The 25,805-nt window shown below is 49.2% G+C and carries 14 protein-coding genes; 9 read left to right on the forward strand and 5 right to left on the reverse strand.

Annotated elements, in window-relative coordinates; translation table 11 throughout:
- Positions 1–30: 30 nt before the first annotated feature.
- Together HQ393_RS06935 and HQ393_RS06940 are read right to left on the reverse strand one after the other, a co-directional pair.
- The gene (locus tag HQ393_RS06935; RefSeq protein WP_179358094.1) at positions 31–2,307 is read right to left on the reverse strand and encodes a nitric-oxide reductase large subunit; all 2,277 of its coding nucleotides are present in this window, start codon (positions 2,305–2,307) and stop codon (positions 31–33) included.
- A 236-nt stretch (positions 2,308–2,543) separates the two neighbouring features.
- A complete protein-coding gene (locus HQ393_RS06940) occupies positions 2,544–3,002 on the reverse strand; it encodes an RrF2 family transcriptional regulator (RefSeq protein WP_179358095.1) in 459 nt (152 codons plus the stop codon).
- A 178-nt stretch (positions 3,003–3,180) separates the two neighbouring features.
- Between HQ393_RS06940 and HQ393_RS06945 the strand changes: the two genes are divergently transcribed.
- From HQ393_RS06945 to HQ393_RS06960, 4 genes are all read left to right on the forward strand, one after another.
- A complete protein-coding gene (locus HQ393_RS06945; RefSeq protein ID WP_179358096.1) occupies positions 3,181–3,594 on the forward strand; it encodes a hemerythrin domain-containing protein in 414 nt (137 codons plus the stop codon).
- A 3-nt stretch (positions 3,595–3,597) separates the two neighbouring features.
- Positions 3,598–3,816: a DUF2249 domain-containing protein gene (locus HQ393_RS06950; RefSeq protein WP_179358097.1), complete on the forward strand. Its 219-nt coding sequence runs from the start codon at positions 3,598–3,600 to the stop codon at positions 3,814–3,816.
- Positions 3,817–3,819: 3 nt separating this feature from the next.
- Positions 3,820–5,046, forward strand: a complete 1,227-nt coding sequence (locus HQ393_RS06955) for a hypothetical protein (protein ID WP_179358098.1) — start codon at positions 3,820–3,822, stop codon at positions 5,044–5,046.
- A 364-nt stretch (positions 5,047–5,410) separates the two neighbouring features.
- Complete coding sequence (locus HQ393_RS06960; RefSeq protein WP_179358099.1) at positions 5,411–5,851, forward strand: bacteriocin immunity protein; 441 nt, start codon at positions 5,411–5,413, stop codon at positions 5,849–5,851.
- A 116-nt stretch (positions 5,852–5,967) separates the two neighbouring features.
- Here HQ393_RS06960 and HQ393_RS06965 read toward each other — a convergent pair whose 3' ends face one another.
- Both HQ393_RS06965 and HQ393_RS06970 read right to left on the reverse strand, forming a co-directional pair.
- Positions 5,968–6,279 (reverse strand): hypothetical protein, encoded by a 312-nt coding sequence (locus tag HQ393_RS06965; RefSeq protein WP_179358100.1) that lies wholly within the window; start codon positions 6,277–6,279, stop codon positions 5,968–5,970.
- A gap of 83 nt (positions 6,280–6,362) precedes the next feature.
- Positions 6,363–7,013: a hypothetical protein gene (locus HQ393_RS06970; RefSeq protein WP_179358101.1), complete on the reverse strand. Its 651-nt coding sequence runs from the start codon at positions 7,011–7,013 to the stop codon at positions 6,363–6,365.
- 387 nt (positions 7,014–7,400) lie between these two features.
- Between HQ393_RS06970 and HQ393_RS06975 the strand changes: the two genes are divergently transcribed.
- From HQ393_RS06975 to HQ393_RS06990, 4 genes are all read left to right on the forward strand, one after another.
- Positions 7,401–7,844 carry a hypothetical protein gene (locus tag HQ393_RS06975; protein WP_179358102.1) on the forward strand — a complete coding sequence of 148 codons (444 nt, stop codon included), beginning with the start codon at positions 7,401–7,403 and terminating at the stop codon, positions 7,842–7,844.
- A gap of 997 nt (positions 7,845–8,841) precedes the next feature.
- Positions 8,842–10,512: a ShlB/FhaC/HecB family hemolysin secretion/activation protein gene (locus HQ393_RS06980; protein ID WP_218871322.1), complete on the forward strand. Its 1,671-nt coding sequence runs from the start codon at positions 8,842–8,844 to the stop codon at positions 10,510–10,512.
- A gap of 109 nt (positions 10,513–10,621) precedes the next feature.
- On the forward strand, positions 10,622–21,511 hold the full coding sequence (locus tag HQ393_RS06985; protein WP_179358103.1) for a hemagglutinin repeat-containing protein: 10,890 nt from the start codon (positions 10,622–10,624) through the stop codon (positions 21,509–21,511).
- Between the two features lie 9 nt (positions 21,512–21,520).
- Positions 21,521–22,012, forward strand: a complete 492-nt coding sequence (locus tag HQ393_RS06990; protein ID WP_179358104.1) for a hypothetical protein — start codon at positions 21,521–21,523, stop codon at positions 22,010–22,012.
- 747 nt (positions 22,013–22,759) lie between these two features.
- On the opposite strand, the gene HQ393_RS06995 is transcribed toward HQ393_RS06990, so the two are convergent.
- Complete coding sequence (locus HQ393_RS06995) at positions 22,760–23,419, reverse strand: hypothetical protein (RefSeq protein ID WP_179358105.1); 660 nt, start codon at positions 23,417–23,419, stop codon at positions 22,760–22,762.
- Positions 23,420–24,728: 1,309 nt separating this feature from the next.
- Between HQ393_RS06995 and HQ393_RS07000 the strand changes: the two genes are divergently transcribed.
- Entirely contained in the window at positions 24,729–25,709 is a 981-nt protein-coding gene (locus HQ393_RS07000; RefSeq protein WP_179358106.1) for a Gfo/Idh/MocA family protein, read from the forward strand.
- The last annotated feature ends 96 nt before the right edge of the window (positions 25,710–25,805 follow it).

Below are 25,805 nucleotides of genomic sequence, written 5' to 3' on the forward strand. Positions count from 1 at the left end.
TAGCGTCTGACCACATACCTAATACACACATCAAGCTTTATTTTTTGCCAATTGGCCATCAAGCACTGGCACGGTTTTAGCTTTACCAAGCAGGCGCAGCGCAAACACTGCCAGATACAACACACCCGCCGCAAACACGATGTCACCCGGAACGCGCAGCCACACCAGCGTTTCCATCACGGATGAGTGAATGATTTCAGCCGAGCGTGCATACCACAGACCATGCTCAACACTCGCCGCAGCCTGGTAAATACCAGCAGGCAGCAAGGACATGAACACCATCATGAAGAGACCAATATTCATGCTCCAGAATGCCGGTTTCAGCAGGCCATCATTCCATTTCGCTGCAGGTGCAAGACCACGCAGGCAGAACAGCATCAGACCAATCCCCAGCATGCCGTACACCCCGAACAGCGCAGCGTGACCATGCGCAGCGGTCATATTCAGACCTTGCACGTAGTACAGCGCAATCGGTGGATTAATTGCAAAACCGAGCAGACCAGCACCGACGGTGTTCCAGAAACCTACCGCGACAAAGCACATAATCGACCAGCGATATTTTGCAACCCACGGTGCAGCTTGTGTGTGGCGATAAGTGTGATACGCCTCAGCAGCAATCAGCGCCAGCGGCACGACTTCGAGTGCCGAGAACATCGCGCCAACGGCAATGACCGAAGTCGGTGAACCGGTGAAATACAGGTGATGCAAAGTACCCAGAATGCCGCCGAACAAAAAGACGATGGTTTCCAGCACAATCGCACGATTCGCAGAAGCAGTCCGGATCAGACCCAGACGGCTGAGCAGCAAGGCGATCACTGCGGTGGCGAATACTTCAAAGAAGCCTTCCACCCACAGGTGAACCAACCACCAACGCCAGTATTCGATCATCGCGTAGTGGGTTTTTTGGCCCCAAACCAGCGACGAGGCGTAGAACAGACCAATACAGACCGCAGAAATAAACACCATCGCGATCAGGCCCTGGCTCTCGGACGGTTTACGCAGCGCAGGCCACAGACCACGGCCGAGCAAGGTTGCCCAGATCAGCAGGCCAATAAACAGTAGAATCTGCCACACGCGACCCATACTGGTGTATTCCAGCCCCTGATTACCGAGCCAGAAGCTGTAATTGGTCCCCAGGCGTTGCATCGTGCCGATCCAACCCGTAGCAATCGAGCCAACGACAATCAGGAGCAAGGCATAAAACAGCGCATCGGTGCCCAGCTTTTGAAACTTCGGCTCTTTACCACCGAGCACCGGCGAGAGGAACAGACCCGTCGCCAACCATGCTGTTGCAATCCACAGCACGCCCAACTGAGTATGAATCGTGCGGCTAACGGTAAATGGCAAGGCTTCAGCCAGCGGAATCCCAAAGAAACTGCCGCCTTCCACCTGATAATGCGCCGAGATAATCCCCATGCCGACTTGTGCCAGCAGCAAGCCGATTACGACATAGAAATACTTGAACGTGGCCTTCATCGATGGCGTCAATTGCAGCGCAATCAACGGGTCTTTATCCGGGCAAACGGCAGGCTCTTCTTCCCGCTGCATATTGTGAAACAGCACCATCGCCGCAATGCCGCCGATCAGCAAAATAATGCTGGCGATCGACCACAAGCTCGTTCCCGTCGTTGGCGTATTTTCAATCAAGGGTTCGTGCGGCCAGTTGCTGGTGTACGACAGATGATGCTCACCCGGACGATTGGTGCCCGCTGCCCACGCTGACCAGAAGAAGAACGCTGGCAGCGCTTTCAAATCGTCAGCATCTTTGATTGAGCCAGAGATCATTGCATACTGGGTACGCAATTTATCCTGCGCCGGATCGGTGCCAAACAGGCTTTCATAATGCTGCGCGACTTGTTGCATCGCCAGCGCGCGATCAGCCTGAATCGTCACCGTATCTTTGGCGGCGTCGTAGGTGTTGGTACGCATTACCGACACCACGCGCACATCGATCGGCGCCTGCTCTTCCCGATTCAGTTGTTCATAATTTTTATGATATTGCTGTTGCGCCCAGATATTACGTAGCGCGAGTACTTCGCGATGCAGCCAGTCGGCTGACCAATCCGGCGCCACATAGCTGCCATGCCCCCAGACTGAACCCATTTGCTGGCCGCCTGCAGACAGCCAGGCTTCCTGACCGCGCTGAATTTGCTCGGCGGTATACAGCACTTTGCCATTGCTGTTGACGATTTGCTGCGGAATCGGTGGTTTGTCGAGATAGATTTCCCTGCCTATCCAGCCTAAGGCGGCAAAAGACAGGAAAAACACAATCGCAAGCCAGCGCCAAAGCGTGCGCGTTTTTTGCATGATAGTTCTCCGTTGAGGGTGAAATGGGATGTCAAGTCCAATAAGTTACATATTACATGCAACTTTTATGAATATGCAAATTATATACATATTAAAGGCTAATTATTGCGCACAACATCGGTAACGGAGTTCATAGGCCAAGGAAAATATGATCAAAAAAAGTAGGTATATCTCTAAAGCTATTTTAAATAGGAATCTATAGAGACATACCTAATGGTGTATTTTGGAGAAGAATGTCAGGGACGAAAACCCGTAGGGTGAAGTTCGATGGCAAAGACCGCCCCCAACTCGACCGGATTACTGATCAGATCAGCCAGCGTGTAACGATCGAGCACAGCATATAGCGCCTGCAGCGCTTCATTTAGGATGAATTTGAGTCGACAGACGCTGGCGATATTGCAGCTATTGTTTTCACGGTCAAAACACTCGACCATTGGGCTGTCTTCTTCGCTCAGTCGTACCAAAGCACCAATATTGATCGCCGATGGTGGGCGCGATAAGAGCATGCCACCACCCTTACCACGCATCGTGTCGATAAAGCCTTGTCGCGACAGAAAATTAACGACCTTCATCAAATGATTATCCGAAATGCCGTACGCTTGGGCGATTTCGCTGCGCGTCACCACTCCGCCATCTTTCATTGCCACATAAATCAGTGTACGCAAACAGTAATCGGTAAAGACATTCAGGCGCATATACTGGTATCCTTTTCATAACACGCATTTTTAATACATATTACCTCAGAATGGGTAGTGTGCAATGGGAGTTTGTACTGATGTTGCCTCTACCTCTAAAGAAAATGCCTGACTGATATCAAATCAGCATAACGAAAAGCTGCATAGGCTGTTGGAATTATCTAAAGGAGTACCAGCGATGAGCATCACCACCGCATTACAACAACAGCATCGCCAGTGCGATGAATTTCTGGCGCAAGCTGAAAGTGCGGCCCGTGCTGCACAATGGGGTGATTGTGTGACAGCGACGCAAGTGTTTTGCCAAATGACCGAGGCGCATTTTGCGCTGGAGGAAGAATCGCTGTTTCCTGCTTTCGAGCAGGCCACCGGCATGAGTGGTGGGCCAACGCAGGTGATGCGCGGCGAACATGCGCAGGCCCGCGATCTGATGCAGGGCTTGCAAGATGCGGCGCAAAACTGGGATGCCGATGATTTCATCGGCTGCGCCGAAACCTTGTTGATTCTGCTCCAACAACACAATATGAAAGAGGAAAATATCCTCTATCCGATGTGTGATCGCAGCATCCCCGAATTTGCCGAGCGGATTGCGTAAGCCATGGCCAATCTCAAGCTGGACTTACGCGGCCTTGCGCCACCCGAACCGATAGAGCGGATTTTGCATTGGCTCGACGCAGCCATCGCGGGCGAAACCCTCCTTGCGCATCTGCCCCACACCCCTTACCCGCTGTACGATCATTTACGCATGCGTCCCTGCCACTGGGACTGTGCTGCGCATGCCGATGGTTCGGCGATACTGACCCTGCATCGAGACTGAACGATGTTCCAGCCTGAATTTAGCTTGCCCGTCGCACTACCGCTGCGTTTTTTTCGTACCGCGCCAATCTGGCTGGCGCTGGTGGCACTACTGGCTTTCGGTCTGGATGAGAGCGACTGGCAGCAGCGGTTTTCACCCGCCATGTTGGCATTAACCCACCTGCTGATGCTGGGCTTTGTGGGCAATATCATGATCGGCGCGCTACTACAGGTCAGCGCCGTGCTGGCCGGGGTAAAGGCGACAAATCCGGTTTTCTGGGGGCAGTTATTGTGGCTAGCCTTGCAAGGTGGAGCCGCACTGCTAGCAGCCGGTTTGTGGCATATGCAGCCGATCTGGCTACAGGCCGCGGCAGTGATCTTATTCACCAGCCTGGGTGGCTTGGCGCTGTGGCTGCTGATCGCGCTATGGCGCAGTGGCGTTGCGACACCCTTGCGCTGGGCGATTGTGGGTTTGGGCTTGACCGCACTCAGCGGCGTACTGTTAGTTAGCTTGCTCAGTACGGGCTGGCCCGCTATCGCGCTCAATGATTTGTTGCGCGCGCATATAGCGTTAGGCAGCATCGCCTGGGTTGTCGGGCTGATTATCGCTGTCGCCTTTACCGTCGTACCGATGTTTCTGGTCGCGCCAGCGTGGCCAAGTCGTTTAAATTGCTATTTATCGCTGGCCTTGCTGGCGACAGTATTGGCGGCTGCGCTTGATGCCCGCTTGCTGATGCTACTGGCACTTCCCGTACTAAGTTGGTTGCTGGCGCTACTGAAACTGCTTCGACACAGCCAGCGCCGCGCCGATCCTGCGCGCTATTTATGGGGCTGGGGCGGTTTCAACCTATTACTAGTGACGGTACTAATCCCATGGATGGATCAATGGTCCTCGCTCTTGAGCACGCCATCACAAGCGCCCATTATGCTCGCTGCTTATTTTCTGTTCGCGGGCGTCCTCCCGATTATCACCGCCATGCTGGCCAAAATTATACCCTTTCTGCTCTGGATGGATTTCAGACTGAAAATCAAAAGCGGTGGTGGCTTGCGGCATATGGGGCAACTCTTTCCCGAACGCTGGCTAAAAAAGCTGGCCTATCTATGCTTCAGCATGGGTATATCTTTCTTCCCTTTGTATTTATTAGCCTTTAAGTCAATACCTATCATTTTAATAATTTATGCAGTTGCCTTAAGCTATTGCATAGAATCAGCCTTGAGCATTCAGAATAAAGCTAAGATCCTTCAGTCTTAGCGCAAATTCTCAGTAGGGTCTAAATTATTTAGTAGAGGTAGGGAGGTTCAGTTGGAGCACATCAGTGACAGCTAAGGCCGAGTAGCTCAGCTGAAAAACTAAAATAATGAAGGCCGCAACAAGCTGGTTAGCGGCCTTTCGTTTCTCATGCTTTGGCATCGACAGATCGGCCTAAGCGGTCACCGATGTGCTTCTACAACCACATCAATCATCTTACTTTTGCGTCAGAATCTGAGTGGGCAGACAATGAGCTGTCAGGTGACGGTAGTCGGCCAGAAGCGGTCATCCCCTAATATCTCATTTACAAAACGTGTATATGAAACTACGGCAAGAACTTACTCCTCCTCCGCTCGATGAGTCGCTTGTGGCTCGTCTCGCTGAATTGGCAGATGCCATTGACGGCAATTCAAGCGAGATGCTGCGTTCTGAGTTCAATAGGCTTGCAGGTACAGCATTGCCAGTGAGTGCTTTTCAAGGGATTTACGGAAGCGAAAACCACGCCAACTTTGTGCGGAGGGTTCTACGAAAACAACAAATCAAGGCAGTGCCCGATGTTACTCGAGAAGAGCTTATCGAAATTGTCCGACGCGCAATGAAACCCGATAGGACTGGGTTGCATGAGGCATATATGGCCATATTGGATTGCAACGTGCCGCGGCCACACGCATCGAATCTGCTTTTCTATCCAGTCGACTACGAACACAGTAGCAACACATGGGGCGGCGGCAAACCGATGAGCGACTATGACCCAAGCCCAGAGCAAATCGTCGACTGGGCTCTTGATATGACCTCTAATCTGCGGTGAATGGCTGGAGATGAGAGGCAGCTAAGGGTCGGGTTGAGCCACTCAAGCTCAGCTGACGCATGACCAGGTGGCGGCAGGCTGTGAGGCAGAAGTCGAGCCACAGCTGCCACCCAAAACTACAACGCCTGCAACACTAAGAAAATTAGAGCAGCAACTCCAAGGGCTAACGAATAAAGAACCCTAATCCAGAAAATAAATGGGTTCTTATTCAGATAGATTAGAGGTCCACGCAGCGTTGTAGTTTTTGTATCAAGTGCAGCAACAACATCTAGCACTACTAAAGGTAGAAGAATAAGCGCAGCAGTAATTTTCAGCTCTCTGGAGTAGTACCAGCCGAAATCCTTTGTGACAACCGAAGCCAGCCAGAATATTGTACAAACAATAACAAGCGGCACTATAAAACGGTCGTATTGCTGTCTAGTTCTCATTGAGACCACTTCAAAACAAGTTTCGTTACCTAGCCGACGAATGCCGGTGTCGACCCATAACAGCCGCTGAAAACTAAGCGAGATTATGCTTCGGTGTCATGTTGTTTTCTAAATTGACGCTCCGAAAAGAGCCAAATTATGAGTCCAAATAGCCCGCCAGCAAGACTCCAAAGGATAATCTGAGGAACAAAATATGCGAGAGTTGGTTGAATATGACGTGTAAGAACAGGAAGGCATGACATTCCAAGGAACATCGGTAATCCCCACCCCAAAATCCCTCGAACCAAAATAAAATTCCATCTCCCTTTTGTTCTCGTTATTGCCCAGTTGTTTCTTAGTTTTGCACTAGCAGACAAGGTTTTTGATGTCGCCCTAGGATCTAAGCGCCATTCTTGCGGCACGTTAGAATACATGAAAGTCTCGCAGACTTTGGCGGATGGCCAACGAAAGATATAACGAGCAATAAGTGCATTTAGCAGCCACCCTAGAGCGTATCCCATCAGCATGAGAGCAACCATAATAAAGATGAATGCTATTAGCCAAAGCAATCCATTTGGTTGCTCTTTGACAGGGGCTCCGCCTGGAATCCCCATCGCTCGTCCTAATGGTCCGACAAGCAAGAAGAGTGGAATGAATGCAGAAAACATTAACACCAATGGGAGTACGCTCAACCACCGAACAATCTTTGGCTGCAGGTGTTCACCAATAATGAAGTTTGTACCTAATAGATTCATTTGGAATCGTTGCCTTTGATAGTTACATTATCTTGATATGCAATTTCAAAAAGTCTAAATATTATCCGTCCGCTTATGGCCGACTACCGTCAGCTGACAGCTCATTTTCGGCGCTCAATGACGCTGACGCAAAAGTAAGTTGCTTGATGTAGTACTGTGCGCACATGAGTGGCGGCTTTGGCCCGAACAGCTATGGCCCATGCCAAAATAAGTTGGCCACATCAGAGTACTACAGTTCGGAATACTTTAGATTGGCGGAAAAACCACTATACACAAAGCGCTATCCCTGTACCTAACAAGTCAGCCAACAGGATGCTAAACTGCAGGGCAGTTTGGTTTGCTCCGCTGCGCTTAGGCACCTTTTACACCCATCATTAGAGCCCAAATATGACGATCATCGAAGCGATCACATTTGCTATAGCAATACTCGGTGCAGCTCTCGGTCTAATAAACACTTGGCACAATCTCGACAAGGCGCGCGTAAAACTTATTGTTCAGCCCAAGCACGCAGTTGCATTCGGTGGGGCAGATGAAAATCTTAATTTTTGTATTGAGATTACTAATCTCAGCTCATTTCCCGTTACCCTCTCTGAGACTGGTGTTCTTTATCACGGAACCATGAGCAGAGGAGTAATAATTCAGCCAGTTCTACTGGATGGTGGACCGTGGCCGCGACGGTTAGAGCCACGTTCCTCCGTATCCATCTATGCACAAAATCCTGCAAAAAATTCGGAACGCTTGATTCGGTGTGCATATGCAAAAACAGCCTGCGGAGTTACAAAGCGAGCAACAAGTCCAGCATTGAAACAATTGGCTACTCATGGGCTCTAACCTTTCAGGTAGTTTTGGCAGAAGGTCGGCCTTCGCAATGGTATGAACCAGAAATGATTTAGGCCGCTAACTGATGGTTGGCGGCCTTTAGTTTTTCTCGCATCGACATCGACTGGTCGGCCTTAGCCGACGCTCAAATGTCTCTACAAAAGCTGGGGCGATTCAAAGGCCATGATCTTGTGACACGGATTGATAGGCAAAATAGCATCGATGCTGAAAAAATGCAGATTTAAAGACCGATGAGTTCAATGGTTTGCACAGCAATTTAGGTCACTCCAACTCAGCAGCGGCACTTCCTTAAGTTGGCTACTTCAAATTGGCAAAGCTCAACCAATACTTACAAAGACAGAACAGCCCAAAGTCTATTAACCGTCTAGTTACCCAGTCCTAAGATGATTTTTGGCCATAAATTGGATATTTAACAAATATCCGCGGATATTTTTGGATATCAAGTGGATATTTATTTTTTATCCAATCTAAAGATACGTTTTGATCAAATTGCAAATATCCAACTCGCTCACGCAGCATCAACAAGAATACAATGAAAGCCTGCAGAAAGTATGACAGCAGAATATAACTTGAGCCCAGGAAAAAAAACAAATTTGCTAGATGCCCATCGCCGCAAAAAATTGGCAGCAACATTTTGTGCTAGAAGTGAGTGAATCGATGCAATCACACAAAAGTCGAGAGGCCGTAACCCACAATGTAGCAATCTTTCTTTTCTACAGTCTTGCAATCGACTAATCGACTAAAGTTGCCGACCAACACATCTCCCCCTACTAAAGCTTTTGGCTCGCGGCCGAGCCATGGAGGCTGCGTTAGCTTACAGCCTTTCCCGTATCGAAATTACAACCAACGTGAATTAGCCTTTTCTAATGTTTAATGTTCCTGCATAATTTTGTCATTGTTACGTTTGACTTTGAGTTTTTAAAATGAATTTGTTGTTCGGTAGGTGGGGGGATATTCACATCTATCCACTGCCGTCTGTTTAAGTCTGTTGTCTTCTTCGATCTGTGCCATCTCCCCCGGTGAAATCTTAGAGCAAAATGCACGGCAGCAGCAATGGGTTAAAGAGCGCGAACAGTCCCTACGCGAGCAAAACGAACCGTCACCAAACGTTCAATTACAATCACCCACTCCCGCTTTAACCACCCGATTTCCTGCGCAAGAATCACCTTGTTTTGTCATCCACCATATTGAATTAATTGGCCCCAAGGCTGAACAATTTGCATGGGCATTGGATGCCGCAAATTCGCCTGATCGAGCCATTGATCGCTGTCTAGGTAGTGACGGCATTAACCTGGTGATGCGCCGTATTCAAAATGAAATAGTGCAGCGCGGATTTACAACGACTCGGGTTGTGGCCAGTGATCAGGACTTATCAAAAGGCACGCTCAGTCTTACCGTGGTGCCAGGGATGATTCGTCGCATCGTCGCATCTGAGGGTAGTAGTCCACGCGCTACGTATTGGAATGCGTTACCGTTTCAGGCTGGCGAGGTTTTAAATCTTCGCGCAATTGAGCAAGGGCTTGAGAATTTTAAGCGTCTGCCCAGTGTGCAGGCCGATATTCAGATTGCACCTGCTTCGGGAGCCGATGCACAGCCGGGTGACAGTGATTTATTGGTCAGTTGGCAGCAGCCGATGCCGTTTCGTTTCAGTGTTGGCCTTGATAATTCGGGCACTGAAAGTACAGGTAAATATCAGGGTTCTTTAACGTTCTCTTACGATAATTGGCTCACGCTCAATGACCTGTTTTATGTGTCGTTGACCCATAATGTCGGCCAAAGCACGGAAGGTGGCACATCTGGGTATACGGTGTATTACGCCATTCCTTATGATTATTGGTTGCTCTCGTGGTCGACGAGTAAAAGTTCCTACTTTCAAAATGTCGCGGGTGCAAATCAGAACTACCGCTATGGTGGCGACAATAAAAATGTCGAAATGGTCTTAAGCCGTTTACTGTGGCGAGATGCACAAAGTAAAACCTCATTTAGCCTTAAGGGCGGGATGCGCCAAACCCAAAATTTTATTGATGATGTCGAAGTGGGTGTGCAGCGACGCAGAACGGTAGGTTGGGAAGGTCACCTTTCACATCGTCAGTATCTTGGGCAAAGCACTTTGGATCTGGATGCGACTTATAAGCATGGCACGGGCGCATGGCAAGCCTTGGCAGCTCCCGAGGAGGCGTTTGGTGAGGGTACTGCCCGAATGGCGCTTTGGACTGCATCGGCTAATTGGTCGACGCCAGTATTCTCTGAAGATTTACGCTACTCAGCCAATTGGCGTGTGCAATGGAATCGGACGCGTTTGGTTCCTCAAGATCGATTCTCCATCGGCGGGCCCAGTACGGTTCGCGGCTTTGATGGTTCAATGACTTTGGTGGGGGACAGTGGATGGCTCATCCGCAACGACTTAAGTTTACCCCTCAACAAGCTTGCACTGGATGCCATTCCCGGTGAGATCTATTTAGGATTGGACTATGGGCATGTCGGCGGTCCCTCTAGTGATTTCTTGCTGGGCAATCAGTTAGCGGGCACTGCTCTGGGTGTGCGCGGCCAGTATAAAAATTTGAATTATGACGTCTTCGCCGGATTACCACTCTATCAGCCAACAGGATTTGGACCGAAAGATGTGACGGCAAGCTTCAATCTGAATTTAATGTTTTAGTCATTATATTTGAGCGATCCGACACGGTGTGTCACCCACTTTGGGGTTGGCGTGTCTGGCGAGGACAATCCTTGCCCTGTGATTGCTGTATTTATTTCTGGGTCTGGTTATGAATCAATCTCTGTATCGCATCGTTTTTAATCAATCGCGCGGCCTATTGATGGTCGTCGCTGAAAACGTCACAGGGCAAGGTAAAACCAGCACCCAAAGTGCACAAGCACCACAAACTCGCGCCAGGCTCATAACGCGCATCAGTGCATTGCGTTTTGCATTTTTGGCTGCACTTGGGGCCGTGACCTTGCTGATGCCCGTACAAGCCGCAGTTCAGTCTGATCATCAGGCGCCGACATCTCAACAACCCACCATTCTTAAAACGGCCAATGGCGTCGAACAGGTCAATATTCAGACCCCCAGTGCGGGCGGAGTTTCCAGAAATACCTATTCTCAGTTTGATGTCGATCGTGGCGGCGTGATCCTGAATAATTCCCGCAAAGATGTGCAAACACAGCAAGGTGGTTGGGTACAAGGTAATCCATGGCTGGCCACGGGATCTGCACGCATCATTTTGAACGAAGTCCGCTCCAGCAATCCCAGTTCATTAAAAGGTTACGTTGAGGTAGCTGGCCAGCGCGCTGAAGTCATTATTGCCAATCCATCCGGCATTCAGTGTGATGGCTGTGGGTTTATCAATGCCAGTCGCGCCACGCTCACCACGGGCAGTGCAATCTTTAGTGGGGATTCCCTTACCGGATTTCGTGTCGGCCAAGGGGCTATCACGATTTCGGGAGCTGGCATGGATGCCAGCCTCACTGATTACACGAGTTTAATTGCGCGTTCAGTCCAAGTGAATGCGGGCGTCTGGGCCAATAACTTAAACGTTACAACTGGCACGGGTGATGTGGCAGTCACTGGCGACAGCATTATTCCTAGCACCCAAGCCGCTAGTGGCCCTGCTCCCACCTTTGCGATTGATGTCGCGCAATTGGGCGGGATGTATGCTGGTCAAATCCATCTTATTGGTACTGAAGCTGGCGTTGGAGTGCGAAATGCAGGGCAAATTGGTGCCTCTGCCGGTGAAGTGATCGTGCAAGCTGATGGCCGAATCAGCAACAGTGGTTTGATCAACGCCACAACACAGGTTCAAATCAAGGGCGCTCAAGGTTTTGAGAATAGCGGCAACCTGTATGCTAATCAGGCCACCACGGTGCAAGTGACGGGCTCACTCTCTAATAGTGGGGTCATTGCTGCCGGAGGAGATGTGACCCTACAAGCGAAGGGTGGGCTCGGTCAAATCAGTAATACGGGAACGGGCACCCTGGTCGCGGGTTTAAAAGCCGATGGTAACTTGGGTGACTCAGGCAATTTGAGCGCACAAGCGGATAGTCAAATTGACGCGGCAGGTTTACTGGCCAGTGGTGGGGAGCAACACTGGAGCGCCCCTCAGGCCAGTTTAGCGAACAGTCAACTGATCGCTCGTACCTTCAGTCTGGCCGGGGATCAACTGGATTTGCACGACGCAAAAGCCAATATTGGTACAACGTTGGATCTTCAAGCACACCAGAGCCTGAACACGGCAGGAGCCCAGCTGAGTGCTGATCAACTTAAAATCAATACGCCGCAGTTGGATAATCGCAATGGACAGTTAATCCAAACCGGAAACGCTGATCTGACGCTGGCTGTCTCGCAGCAGATAGATAATCGTGGGGGGCGTATTGCGACCAATGCGCGCAATTTGACGCTGACCAGTACTGAGCTTCTCAACGACCATGGGCAGATCGAACACGCTGGCAGCGGTACGTTAAGTATTCAAGCGGTTGACCAGCATGGCGAACAGAGCCGGATGACCAGCACTGGGGTCATGAATCTGAGTGGTCAAACATTAAACTACAGTCATAGTGAATTGCAGGCGAACGCCATCAGCCTCAATCACAGCGATGCGGTACTCGATGGCTCGAAATTAACCAGTCGCGATGGGTTAAGCATCAACACCCAGCATACACTCAGTACCCAACACGCCCAGCTCAATGCCGATCAGATGACGATCAGCGCTGAAAACCTCAATAACCAAGGCGGAACATGGCAGCAAAGTGGTCAAGGCGACACCCAAATCGTTGTTAGCCAAGTAATGAATAATGCAGGTGGGCGGATCGCCAGTAATGGTCAAAACCTAACGATTCATGCGGCCGAAATTAATCAGGACCAAGCGCGGATTGAACATGCGGGCACGGGTTCACTCACGATCGACTCGGCCAATCAACACGGTCATCAAGCAGAACTGGGCAGTGCGGGTGAGGCGCACTTCTCGGGCCAGACACTGCAATATACCAATGGGAAGATACAAGCCAATCAGATCCAGTTCACGCATACTAACGCCACTCTGGATGGCAGTACGATCACCAGTCAGCACGGACTTCGCGCCGACATCGGGCAAACGCTCTCCAGTCAACAGGCGACCCTGAACGCCGACCAAATGACAGTCAATGCTTCGACGTTCAACAATCAAGGTGGGCAATGGCTACAATCGGGGCAAGGTGACACCCAATTTAATATCACGGGTCAATTCGATCATACCGGTGGCCGTCTGGCCACCAATGGGCAGAACCTCACCATTCAAGCGGGCACGCTCGTCACTGATCAAGCTCGGATTGAGCATGCAGGGACGGGGGTTTTGCGTCTGCAGGCCAATCAACAAAGTGGTACCCAAACCCACCTTGCCAGCCAAGGTACGCTGCAAATAGCGGGTGGTTCGCTGAGTTATACCCAAAGTGATTTGCAAGCCAATACCATCAATCTGACGGGTCAGACCGCCACGTTGGATGGCAGCACTCTCACTAGCAATGGTCAATTGAATGTTCGGGTTGATCAAACCTTATCGACGCGCAATGTTGATGTCCATGCAGCGCAACTCACGGTAACTGCGTCCAGCCTCAATAATCAAGGTGGACAGTGGAAACAATCAGGACAGGGTGACACGCAATTTAATGTCGCCACGCAAATGAATAACTCGCAGGGGCAACTCACCACCAATGCGCGCAACGTGACCATCCATGCTGGTGAACTCATTAATGACCAAGCGCACATTACCCATGCAGGCACGGGAACGTTAAGCCTTGAATCGGCCAATCAATACGGTGATCAAACGCAAATTACCACTGCGGGCAATCTCACTTTAACGGGTGACACGCTGAGCTATACCCATGGCACTTTACAAGCCCAGCAGATTGAACTGACCCACACCAACGCCACGCTGGACGGTAGTAGCATCACCAGTCAACAAGGACTTCAAGCCCATATTGACCAAACGCTCACTAGTCGACTCGCTCACCTTAAAGCAGATCAACTCACGGTGAACGCGGGTGAACTCAATAACCAAGGCGGTGAATGGTTACAAAGTGGCGCGGCAGATACATCGTTCACAGTTCGAACTCGACTGGATAATACCGATGGCAAGATTGCCACAAATGGTCAGAACCTCAGCCTCAATGCAGTAGAAATACTTAATCATAATGCCAGCATCGAACATGCCGGAACGGGCAGCTTATTACTGAACGCTCCGCAACTGGACAATCACGGCGGCGAGATTCTCAGTCAAGGCGCAGTGCGTATTGACAGCGCAACGATCCAGAATGGCAGCGGTACCATCCAGGGGCAACAACTTACCCTGCAAGGTGACACGCTCGATAATCAGCAAGGCCTCCTGCTACAAAAGGGCAGCGCGGCCACTCAAATTCAGCTCAGTGGTGCCTTGGATAATCGCAATGGCATCATCGCCAGTAACGGAAATACCAGTCTCACCGCCGGATCACTCGACAATCGTGGTGGCAAATGGCTCCAACAAAACGACAGTCATTTACAAATTCATCTGGATGGCTCGCTCAATAACAGTGATGCGGGGATTATTCAGGCACAACAACTCCACATTCAAAGTGCCGACCTGAGCAACCATCAGGGAAAGATCGTTGCCAGCGATATGCTCGATATCCACACCTCGGGTGCCCTCGACAATCATGCGGGGACTTTGGCCGCGCAAAACCAAGTCAAACTGTACAGTGGTGACCTCAACAACCAAGCCGGTACCATTGCCGCCGTTGCCGGTGACGTACAACTTACGACACAGGGACTCAATAATCAGCAAGGTAAATTGCTCGCCGCCACCACACTGACTCTCAACAGTGGCGCTCTGGACAACCAACAAGGCGTGATCAATGGGCAACAATTGACGCTCGATAGCACACAACACCAGATTAATAATGCGGGTGGGACCATCAATGCCAGTGGTCAACTGAGCATTCAAAGTGGCGCATTCGATAATACAGCGGGTCAAGTTCGTGCCGGTACCGATTTGAGTTTGGATACGCATGGACAAACACTCACCAATACTAATTCAGGGACTGACAAAGGCATCCAGGCTGGCGGCAATTTAACCCTCTCGAGCGGTGATGTGAACAACAATGCCGGTCTGATTTATACCCGGCAAGACCTTAGCATGCACAGTGGGGTGCTCAATAACGGTGGTCGTATCCTTGCAGAACAGAATCTGCAGTTCACTGGTACCGAGGTTAATAACCTAACGGGACAAATTCAAGCCGGGGGCAATCTCACCTTAAATGCTGACCGCATCGACAATCAAAATAGTTTGATACGTGCCGGGGGCACGACCACCCTCACCGCCACGCTGCTCAACAACCACAATACGCAAGCGGCCAATCAGGGCATTGAGGGGCAAAACATCACCCTCACCACACATACCCTCGACAATCGTTCAGGTGACATTCGTGCTGATCAACGCTTGGACATTGTGAGTGACGGCCAAGTACTTAATGGACAAGGTTTAGTGGCAGCGGGTCAAGCCACCGCCATTCGTGACCAGAACTTAGGAAATAAACAGCTCAACATTCAAAACGACAGTGGCCAGATCCAATCGGGCCACACCCTGGCACTCAATGTCGCCAGCTACAGTGGCACTGCGGGCCGCTTAGCCAGTATGGGTGACTTGAACTTCAGTGTCTTGGGTGACTACACTCATCAGGGCACCTTTGAAAGCAATGGCAACCTCAGTATCAGTACAACGGGTCAATTTATGAATCCGGGGGTGATTCGAGCAGGCCAAACCCTCACGGTGCAGGGCGCGGGTATTGATAATCAGACGACGGGTGAGCTCAGTGCCGGTAGCCTTCACCTCAATACCACCGGAACCCTCACCAATCGTGGCCTCTTGGATGGTGGTTTCACTTGGTTAGAAGTCGGCACGCTCAACAACGTGGGCACTGGTCGGATTTATGGAGACTATCTCTCAATTGCCGCCACAACCCTTAACAATGGTGAAGAAAATGGCACCGCAGCCACGATCGCTGCGCGGCAACAGTTGGATTTAGGGGTCGGCACACTCAACAATAGTGAACATGGCTACATCTTTAGTGCCGGAGATATGCACATTGGCGGTCAATTGGACGCCAATCAGGAAGCACAAGGTCAAGCGACGCTCATCAGCAATCGCAGCGCGACCATTGAGTCGCTGGGCAATATAACCATTAACGCCGCTCAAGTTGAAAACAAAGACTTGCATTTGGTCTTGGGCGAACAAATTTCGGCGCCAACCCCTGTCGAATACTACCTTGCGGGTGGGAAACAATACCGCCCAGATGAAGTCAGTATCAAACCCGCCGTCCCCATGGTCTACTCTCCCGCAGATGGCGCCCCCAATTACTTGGTGACACCGGATGGTGAAGTGGATCAGTGGTATCAAGTATCAGCAACACGAACCACCCATGAAACCAAGGTGATGTCCTCGGATGCGGCTAAGATCGTTTCGGGCGGTAATTTAAGCATCACGGCGGGCCACTTGCTCAATGACAACAGTCAGATCATCGCGGGCAATACGCTCACGATGACGCTCAGCTCGCCAATAGAAAATCTGGCCGCCACCGGTACGCGTACAATCGATGAAACAGGCACGTCCACCCATTATTGGAATGTCGCGACCTATGGCGCGGGCTGCCATCAATGTGGATTCCCTGGTGGCACCTACGTCCTCAATAACAGCCCTGGTAGCACCAACTCAAGCAGTACGACGCCTGATATCTCCCTCGGTACGAATCAAGTCCTTGAACATACCGCAGGACACAGTTCGGGGATTGCCATTGAGCAACGCCAAATTAACAGTGCCATTATCAATGCAGCCCAAGCAGGCACTGTACATGCACAGGGTAGTGGTTCAATCTCGGTGGAAAGTCCGACTTTAAGTCGTGCCACTGGCCCGCAAGACAACGCCGTACAACAACAAGCCTCGGGAACGGTCAGTCAAATCCTGGCCGCGACAAGTCAGCTCGCCACAGCACCCACTCAGTTGAGTAACCAGACCCAAGCAACACTTCAGCAAGTCCAAGATGCCAAAGGCACCATCCTGCAAAAGGTACGCACCTTGAACGTCGCATTTGGCCTGCCCAATAACAGCCTGTTTAAGACCAATACTAAGCCAGGCAGCCATTATTTGGTTGAAACCGATCCCCGCTTTGCTGGTTATAAAAACTGGCGTAGCTCGGACTACATGCTCAAAGAGTTGCAGCTCGACCCCGACTTGATTCAAAAACGATTAGGCGATGGGTTTTACGAACAGAAATTAATCAGGGAACAAGTTGCCCAATTAACTGGACAGCGCTTCCTCGGTAATTTCACTGATGATGATGCGCAATATGCGGCCTTGCAAGATCAAGGCGTCGCCTTTGCCAAAGCGCACAATTTGCGCCCCGGTGTCGAGCTAACCGCCGATCAAATGGCGCAACTGACGGCAGATATGGTGTGGCTGGTCGAGCAAAATGTCACCCTCCCAGATGGCACCGTTACTCAGGCGTTGGTGCCCAAAGTCTATACCATGGTGCGAGAGGGTGATATCAATGGCAGTGGCAGTTTAATTGCTGGCCGTGACATCAATATCAAGCTCGATAGCCTATTTAAATCCAATGGCACCCTCGCTGCAAAAAATAGTCTTCAGCTGGTCGCCAATGACATCGAGCTCACAGGCGGACGCGTGCAAGGCAACACCATCAATCTGGCCGCCAACCAGGATTTGAAGCAACTGGGCGGTGTCATTGAAGGGCTCAGCAAAGTCCAACTCAGCGCGGGGCGAGACATCGTGATCGCCAGCAACTCGCGCACCCAAAGCAGCTCAACGACCCTCGATCAAGCGCCGGTCGGTTATGGCCGCAGCGTGACAAATGTGAGCAGCACCACGCTGGGAGAGCGAACCGGAATTTCAGTGGCCGGAGATGGTGGCACACTCGTCATCCGCGCAGGACGTGATTTAACCCTCACCGCTGCCGACATTAACAACAGTGGTGCACAAGGTACCAGTACCCTCACAGCTGGGCGTAATTTAGCACTTAACACCGTTGAGGAAACCTCAAACACCAGTCAAATCTGGCAAAAACCGAACAACACGCGCTCTGAAAAAACGCAGACGCTGCAAGGCAGCGAAATTCATGCGGCGGGGGATGTGACGCTCAAAGCCGGACAAGACCTCACCGTCACGGCCGCCACCTTGCGCAGTGAAAATGGCGATCTCAACCTCAATGCAGGCAAGGACCTCACCATTACAGCGGGGATGGCGCGCCAAACCAGCGAAGAAGCGCATCAAACCACATCCAAGCGGCTACTCTCAAAACAAAGTACCACGACGCTACATGAAAGCACCCAGGAAAGCGCAGTGGGCAGCACCCTCAGTGCAGAGAATATTAATCTGCAAAGTGGCCATGACTTGAACGTCATGGGCAGCACCGTCGTCGGTAGCAAAGATGTCAACATCAAAGCTGGGCATGACCTCAACATCGCCAGTGTCACCGAAAGCAGCACCGAACACACCTTCACCGAAACCAAAAAATCTGGGCTAATGAGTACTGGCGGTGCAAGCTTTACCTACGGCAAACAGAAACAAAGCCAAGACACCCAGATTAGCGGTACAGAACAAAGTCATAGCGGTAGCCAAATCGGCAGTCTCAATGGCAATGTCACCTTGACTGCAGCCAATGGCGCACATATCAGCGGCAGTGAAGTGAAGACCCCGAATGGCGACATCACGGTCGCGGCAGACCATATTCTGATCGACACGGGCACGGACCAGCAACGCCGAACGGATACTCAGAAGTTTGAACAAAAAGGCATCACAGTCGCCGTCAGTGCCCCCGTCATTAGTGCTCTCGAAGCGACCAAAACGGCCGCCGACATGGTTAAAACCGCAGGGGCCACCAAAGACAGCCGTGTCGCCCTTCTCGCGGGCACCACAGCCGGACTCGCAGCTAAAAATGCTTACGATGGCCTCAATACGGCAGCAAAGAGCAAAGACGGCGTGACTGGCATCAACGTCAGTGTGAGCTATGGAGAGACCAAATCCACCAGCACCACAAATTCGAACAGCCAAACGCACAATGGCAGTAGCCTGGAAGCTGGGGGTAACCTCAAACTCATCGCCAGTGGCTCTGGCAAAAATAGCAACATTAACGTCATTGGCAGTGACCTCAAAGCCGGTAAAGATCTGACCTTAGCGGCCGATGGCGACATCACCCTGCAAGCAGCCCAAGACACCCATAACCGCAATAGCAGCAACAGCTCAAGCAGTAGCAGCTTCGGTGTTAGCTATGGGATCGGTAAAGGCACAGCGGGTCTGTCGGTCAATGCCAGCGCCAGTAAGAGTAAAGGTAGTGGCAGTGGTAACGACATCAACTGGCTCAATAGCCACGCCAGCGCCGGCGAAACGCTCAGCATCACCAGCGGTGGCGACACCAACCTCAAAGGTGCCACTGCGACTGGCAAACACATTGTGGCCGACATTGGTGGCAATTTGAATATTGAAAGCCTGCAAGACAGCAGCAAATACGACAGCCAACAAAAATCCATCGGCGGCAGTATTTCGGTCGGCTTGACCAGTGTAAGCGGCAGCCTCAATGTCGGACGGGATAAAACCCACGCCGACTACCTCGCCGTGAACGAGCAAAGCGGGCTCAATGCTGGCAAAGGTGGATTTGACATCAAAGTCAAAGGCAATACCGACCTCAAAGGCAGCGTCATCACCAGTGAAGCCGACGCCAGCAAGAACAAGCTGAGTACCGGCACCCTCACCACCAGCGATTTGAACAATCACGCGGAATACACTGCCAGCAGCGTTGGCATCGGCGTCGGATTTGGCTCCAACTTTGGGAAAGAAAAAGACGGCAGTGCTGGCACAAACCCCGGTACCGTGACGAGTGGCAAAACGGCTGGTAATGGCATCAAAGCCAACACCCCAGTGGTGATGGCCGCCAAAGGCGATGACAGCAGTACGACCCGCAGCGGCATTGCCGCTGGCAATATCACCATCACCAATGAAGATGCACAGCAACAGTTGACTGGCAAAACTGCCGCCGAACAGCTGGCCAGTTTGAATCGGGATACCGGCAACACGGCCGGTCATCTCGCCAACAACTACGACCAAGCGCAAATTGACGTTGCCTTCAAAGTCACCAAGGAATTCATCAACCAAAGTGGCACCTTTATGGCCAATCGTGCTGCCGAAGCCGATGCCAAGAAAAAAGAAATTAGCCTCTACCCTGAAGGCAGCCAAGAACGAAAAGATGCCCAAGCGGCTTACGATGAAGCCGCCAAATGGAGCCCCGGTGGTGAATATGGCCGCGCGATGACCGTACTGCAAGTCGCCGCAGGCGGCAATGTGACTGGCGGCATGGGCAACCTGATGCAAAGCGCCGCTGTCAGCTACATCCAAAGTCTGGGCGTCGAAAAGGTCAAAGAATTCGCCGACAGCTTTGAAAAAGTCCCTGGTGTGAAAGACGAAAGCAGTGAAAGCGCACGAACAGCCTTTCACGCCATCCTCGCCTGCGCGGGTGCAGCAGCCACCGGGCAAAATTGCGGCAGCGGAGCACTCGGTGCCGCCTCCAGCGTGATCCTCAATAATGTCGCAGACCAACTCCAGCACATCGACGGCAGCAACCTTAGCGCGGAAGAAAAAGAGCAGCGAAAAAATGCGATTGGCTCCATGGTTGCGGGCATTGCGCTGATGGCGGGTGGGGATGCAAGTGCGGCCAATGGCGCGGCGCAGATTGAGATGGAGAATAACTACCTGACTCCAAAGCAAATTACATCGAAGCAAGATGAATTAACAAAAGCAAAAACTAAAGCTGAGCGAGATGCAATCGAAAATAAATATGCTGAAAAAGATGCTCAACAAGCCCAAGAGGCGGGGAAAAAACTGATAACCAATCAATTAGGCGTAATGACTCCCGAGGAGTTCTCGCAAATAAGGGACAGCTTGCAGTTATTAGCCCAAAACCCATCCTGTAATACGGAGTGCCGCAGTGATGCAGAGCGCGGAGTAAAACAACTCAATATCTACCTGACTGCATATGACAAACATCAGGAAAATTTAAAAAGCCAAGAGTTTGTTAATACCGTTGGCAATGTGCTATTGGCGCTGATACCAATGGAGCGAATTGCTGCTCTTGCCAAATCTGGTCCAACTGCATTAGCAGGTAGTCTAGTTAAGCAATTCGGGGCGGATATTGCAGGTTCATCCGTGACAGGGGCAAAGACTGCGGGTAGGATTGAGGTCGCAAACACGGGAGTTGCAGCAACAGAAGCTGAAGTTTTAGCCAAGGTTCATGGCGGTCGTAGTCCATTCACAGAAATAAATGGGGCTCTTGGCGAGGCACATGGCTGGCAACGTGCATTAGAATCCGGTCATGTACCTATTTCCGAGCCTGGCAAGGCATCAGTGCCTGGGGCTGACTTTATTACATATAATCCAGAAACAAAATCGATTGTAGTTTGGGATGCTAAGTATCGCGCCCCTGGTGGAAGCTACCCTTCTTCTCTTCCTGCGGAAAAACTAAAAGCGTGGAGTGCAGAAGTATCTGCTGCTGTCAAAAATATGCCACCTGGCGCAGATCAACGTGCGGCTCAGCGTGCTTTGGATTCTGGACGCGTAACAGGTCAAATTTTCAAATGGCCTCAGTAGGGAGGGTAAATGATTAAAGACTCAACAGAATGGGAGAGGCTAGTAACCCTTTCCAAAGGTATTCTTCTGAACGCAATAGTTGCAAATGCTGTTCCACTTGGTGACGATCTATACCAAATTGGCCCATCAGCATATTGCATTGTGGATGATCCGGATGTGGCGCGGGATCATTTAACGGTTGTCTCCCTTTTGTGGGCTTGTAGTGCAAGTGCAGCAAGAAGAGCCTATTACAATGATATTGAGGCCGATGACTTAGTTCAAAGGTCTCCTCCTGATCATGTATTTCCGGGGATTAAAGACGGGAGTGCCTATGTTGACATTTTGCGTGGATTAAAGGGACTAGGCGTAAATGGTTTAATGGAGCATGCAAGCTATCGAATCGTAACGGACGGCAAATTTGTTCACAAAAGTATTGAATTCGATAAGGCTATCTATTACTTCCGCTCGCCTGATATAGATGATAAAAATCCACCATATGCAATTCTCTGGAAAATGAAATGAATTTAACTGCGTGGCTGTTGAGTTGCTGATATTTGCTGGACCAATGGCTTACGTAGCAAGTTATTGAAATGCATTTGAAAAGTTGATTCTGAGGTCGGGTAGTCGAATTTCAGTAAATGCATCAATAAATCATCGGTATCAACAGCATATTCGGCGGAACTGTGGTTGGCGACACGACAACATTCCATGATTTGCAACCAACGTCAAGCGAATTTTTTTGCGTTATTCACTTCCATGATGATGAGGTTTGTTGGTGACCATTCTTAGCTAGAACCCTGCCTAATTATATTGTTTGTAAAGTCTGCACTGGAAGTTCTGCTACTTTTATATCAAAATAGAAATCTCATATTTTGCTTCGCATAATCTCATTCGATGCTTCTCACCTCTCCGCAACGCCTCAGTTTATGCGATGAAGAAATCTCACATTATGCGTCTTGCTACATGTTTTGTAGGATCCCACTAACTTCTAGATATTTCCCACTTTTCTAGATTTCTGGGATTTCAGTTTGAAGCTAAAAAAGCCCCGGAAGGGGCTTTTTTGTTGAACCCTTGCCATATTTATACACGAAAATCACCGTAGGATTTGCAATCTCCACTGTAGGATTTTGTCTGCTACGGTTACCAAAGCTGAAATTTTAAAGCTCAACCTCAAGGACTGTTGCTCGGCCATTGCGGACCTTCAGATCTGATTGCTAAGCACGGCGCATGTTATTGTTTGTTTGAAAAACAAACGAAGATTGTTCTATATCAAGTCTGGCTTTTGCAATATTGGACAATAGCTTTTCCAATGTTTTTTTCTTGCGATCTCTCTAAAATGCTGCGTACATAGTGCTCAGCAGCACCATATGAAACTACTGGATTTATTAATGTTATTTCTTGCCAGCTATTTGGATTATTCTTTATATAATCTATGTCGATACCTAAAACTTGCGACGCCGAATAGAAATCGGCAAAAGAAAATCGATCGTCCCCACTAACAATAACGGCCAAGCCTTCTTCTAACCATATAGGATTGCGAGGTTCTTTTGCGCATTTTAGATTTTTTGTGGCGACATGTGTAATTTCATGAGAAATTATTATTTCGTTAAGGCCTTTCTTATTTAGTGCAATTATTTTATGAAAAATAGTAGACCCTTTTTCCCCATTTTCTTTGTCAAAAAAAGGAGAAAATAACCGATAGCACCAATCTGATTCGCATGCAACTAAGTAAAATTTTTCTGGGGGCCATAGTTTTGATGAAACATTAGCAATTGAATTGTTTGTCATCTCTAGAATTAGATTTAATTCTTGCTTGTTGTTATTTTGGATTATTGCTGTGTAGTCACCTTCTATTTTTATGGAAAATATGCTTATAAATGCAAGAAATACAAGTATTAATAATATTGCAGCATATTTAACGCTTCTCATTATTTTGCACTCAAAATTTAATTTTTATGATTTTGCCTTGTTAACATCAACTTGCTTAAAGTTAGCGAAGGCTCTTGTATTTCTTTGTTTGTGTTGAGCGGAATCTTCATTGCTGTTCTTACAAACTTCAGAAGGTTGTTGTATGCGACACAGAAAATCAAGTACAAGAATGCCAGCACAATATTGTTTTTTATTTCTAGCTTGTTGCCGATTATTGCTTCTGTAGCTATGCGCATTACAAAAAGAATAAAGCCTGCAAGTAAGAAGTACATAATATATTTAAAGTATTTACTCATGGGATCACTGTTGAATTGTGTGGCAGTTGGATTATATGAAAAGTTCTCTATCTGTTTTGTGTTGGGTTTTTTTTGATTGTATAATATGGCATATTGCTTTTGGCAGAAGAGGTTAATTGGGTGTCAATAGCTTCTGCAAAATAAAATATTTAAAATAAGTGGGCAATATAATAGATTGAATTTAATTCGCTGCATACCGGCTTATCTAAAATTTAATTATTAAGCATCTTGTGAATAACTAGCTCAATCCATAGGCTACTAGCTCCACGTATTGGAGTTGGTAAACTAATAACAATTGAAATGCTTGGATTTTCTTCTCATGTTAAAGCCAATGCTTCTGCGGATTAAAATCCGAAACCATAGGGCAGTTTGTACCCCCTTTATTTTGCTTGGAGAAAACGCCTAGACTACCAACTCCAAAGTGGCCGAAATCGCGACCATAACCACCCGAACCAGACGTTTATTTAAATTGCCAATAACTTCTGATTACTTACAAATTATTGTAAATATCAAGCTTATACTAGCACATACTTACTTAAGTAGTCATGTATGTTTGACTTGTATTTTATTAAGCATTTTTAATGAGAATTATTTTAGGGCATATCCATAAACTTGGCTTTCTTCCTACATGACTTGGTAGATTGCGGTAACGATCGTTTTTACAATGTGCAACTAATCTCCTACTGGCCGATTAACTTCAGAAGACATTTGATTGTCACCTTGTACCGTAACTGACGCAAAAGTAAGTTTTGAAGTGTCGGCCCAAAATAATATGAGTGGCCGCTATGGCCGAGCAGCACAAGCAGGCCCCACAAATACTTAAGGCCGCTACCTGATAGATTGCGGCCTTTCGTTTTTCAGACAACGACATCGACACATCGGCCAAAGCTGACGTACTAAAAAGCTTCTGCATCAATAGAAATGTTCAGTGCATTGAGTTCAGATTTTGTAAAACACCACAGTTAGAATGACTACATTTGATGGTGTTCTACCATCATCCTCTGGAGTCACTCATGATTCGCTTGGCGGTTGTTGGAACTAACTGGATTACCCAACGTTTTGTCGATGCTGCACATGACACAGGCAAGATACAACTGATCGCGGTGTATTCACGCACGCTTGAGCAAGCAGTTGCATTTGGCGTGCAATATCAAGTGGCACATTTTTTCGATTCGCTTGAAAAACTCGCTCAAACAGACTTGATTGATGCCGTGTATATCGCCAGCCCCAATTCTTTGCACGCGCCGCAGACTTTGTTGTTTCTCAACCATAAAAAACATGTGATCTGTGAAAAGCCACTGGCGTCCAATTTACGGGAGGTGCAAGCAGTGCTGGACTGTGCTCGCGCGAATCAAGTGATTTTGCTTGAAGCTTTTATGGGGCCACACCTCCCGAATTTTTTGGCAATCCAAAAAGCTTTGCCCAAGCTTGGACGCTTGCGGAAAGTATTTTTTAACTATTGCCAATACTCGTCGCGTTACCCTGCCTACTTAGCGGGGGAACACCCAAATACGTTTAATCCTGCGTTTTCTAATGGCTCCATTATGGATATCGGCTATTACTGCCTAGCAACTGCAGTTGCATTGTGGGGAGAGCCAAAATCATTATTTGCTAGTGCGAGCTTACTAGAGAGCGGCGTTGATGCGCATGGCACAGTCTGTCTCAACTATGGGGATTTCGAGGTGGTACTTGTGCACTCGAAAGTTTCGAACTCAATGATACCCAGCGAAATTCAGGGGGAAGATGGCACGCTAACCATTGGTAAGATTTCACAGTGTCTGGACATTAATTTCATTCCCCGTGAAGGAGTAGCGCTGGACATCAATCAAGAACAATGCTGTAACACCATGCAATATGAAGCTGAAACATTTGCCGATTTGATCGCGAAAAGGCAAGTAGAGCATCGTGGAATTGCAATTTCGCTGATTGTGGCAGAATTGCTCACCGAAATTCGCCGCCAGACAGGCGTAATTTTTCCAGCAGACATGCATTGAACGAACTGTGTATCGATACCGAAGCGTGAAATACGATCGGCCGCAAACCATTAGGTTGCGGCCTTTAATATTACCGGGCAATTCCACGGCTGTTCG

This window comes from Chitinibacter bivalviorum (assembly GCF_013403565.1).
GTDB lineage: Bacteria > Pseudomonadota > Gammaproteobacteria > Burkholderiales > Chitinibacteraceae > Chitinibacter > Chitinibacter bivalviorum.

What these genes read in the sequence shown, in the direction of transcription:
- HQ393_RS06950 (WP_179358097.1), top strand. Translation starts at nt 3,598, where the DNA reads ATGGCCAATCTCAAGCTGGACTTACGCGGCCTTGCGCCACCCGAACCG.
- HQ393_RS06970 (WP_179358101.1), bottom strand. Translation starts at nt 7,013, where the DNA reads ATGAATCTATTAGGTACAAACTTCATTATTGGTGAACACCTGCAGCCA.
- HQ393_RS06975 (WP_179358102.1), top strand. Translation starts at nt 7,401, where the DNA reads ATGACGATCATCGAAGCGATCACATTTGCTATAGCAATACTCGGTGCA.
- HQ393_RS06995 (WP_179358105.1), bottom strand. Translation starts at nt 23,419, where the DNA reads ATGAGAAGCGTTAAATATGCTGCAATATTATTAATACTTGTATTTCTT.
- HQ393_RS06955 (WP_179358098.1), top strand. Translation starts at nt 3,820, where the DNA reads ATGTTCCAGCCTGAATTTAGCTTGCCCGTCGCACTACCGCTGCGTTTT.
- HQ393_RS06985 (WP_179358103.1), top strand. Translation starts at nt 10,622, where the DNA reads ATGAATCAATCTCTGTATCGCATCGTTTTTAATCAATCGCGCGGCCTA.
- HQ393_RS06940 (WP_179358095.1), bottom strand. Translation starts at nt 3,002, where the DNA reads ATGCGCCTGAATGTCTTTACCGATTACTGTTTGCGTACACTGATTTAT.
- HQ393_RS07000 (WP_179358106.1), top strand. Translation starts at nt 24,729, where the DNA reads ATGATTCGCTTGGCGGTTGTTGGAACTAACTGGATTACCCAACGTTTT.
- HQ393_RS06990 (WP_179358104.1), top strand. Translation starts at nt 21,521, where the DNA reads ATGATTAAAGACTCAACAGAATGGGAGAGGCTAGTAACCCTTTCCAAA.
- HQ393_RS06935 (WP_179358094.1), bottom strand. Translation starts at nt 2,307, where the DNA reads ATGCAAAAAACGCGCACGCTTTGGCGCTGGCTTGCGATTGTGTTTTTC.
- HQ393_RS06945 (WP_179358096.1), top strand. Translation starts at nt 3,181, where the DNA reads ATGAGCATCACCACCGCATTACAACAACAGCATCGCCAGTGCGATGAA.
- HQ393_RS06965 (WP_179358100.1), bottom strand. Translation starts at nt 6,279, where the DNA reads ATGAGAACTAGACAGCAATACGACCGTTTTATAGTGCCGCTTGTTATT.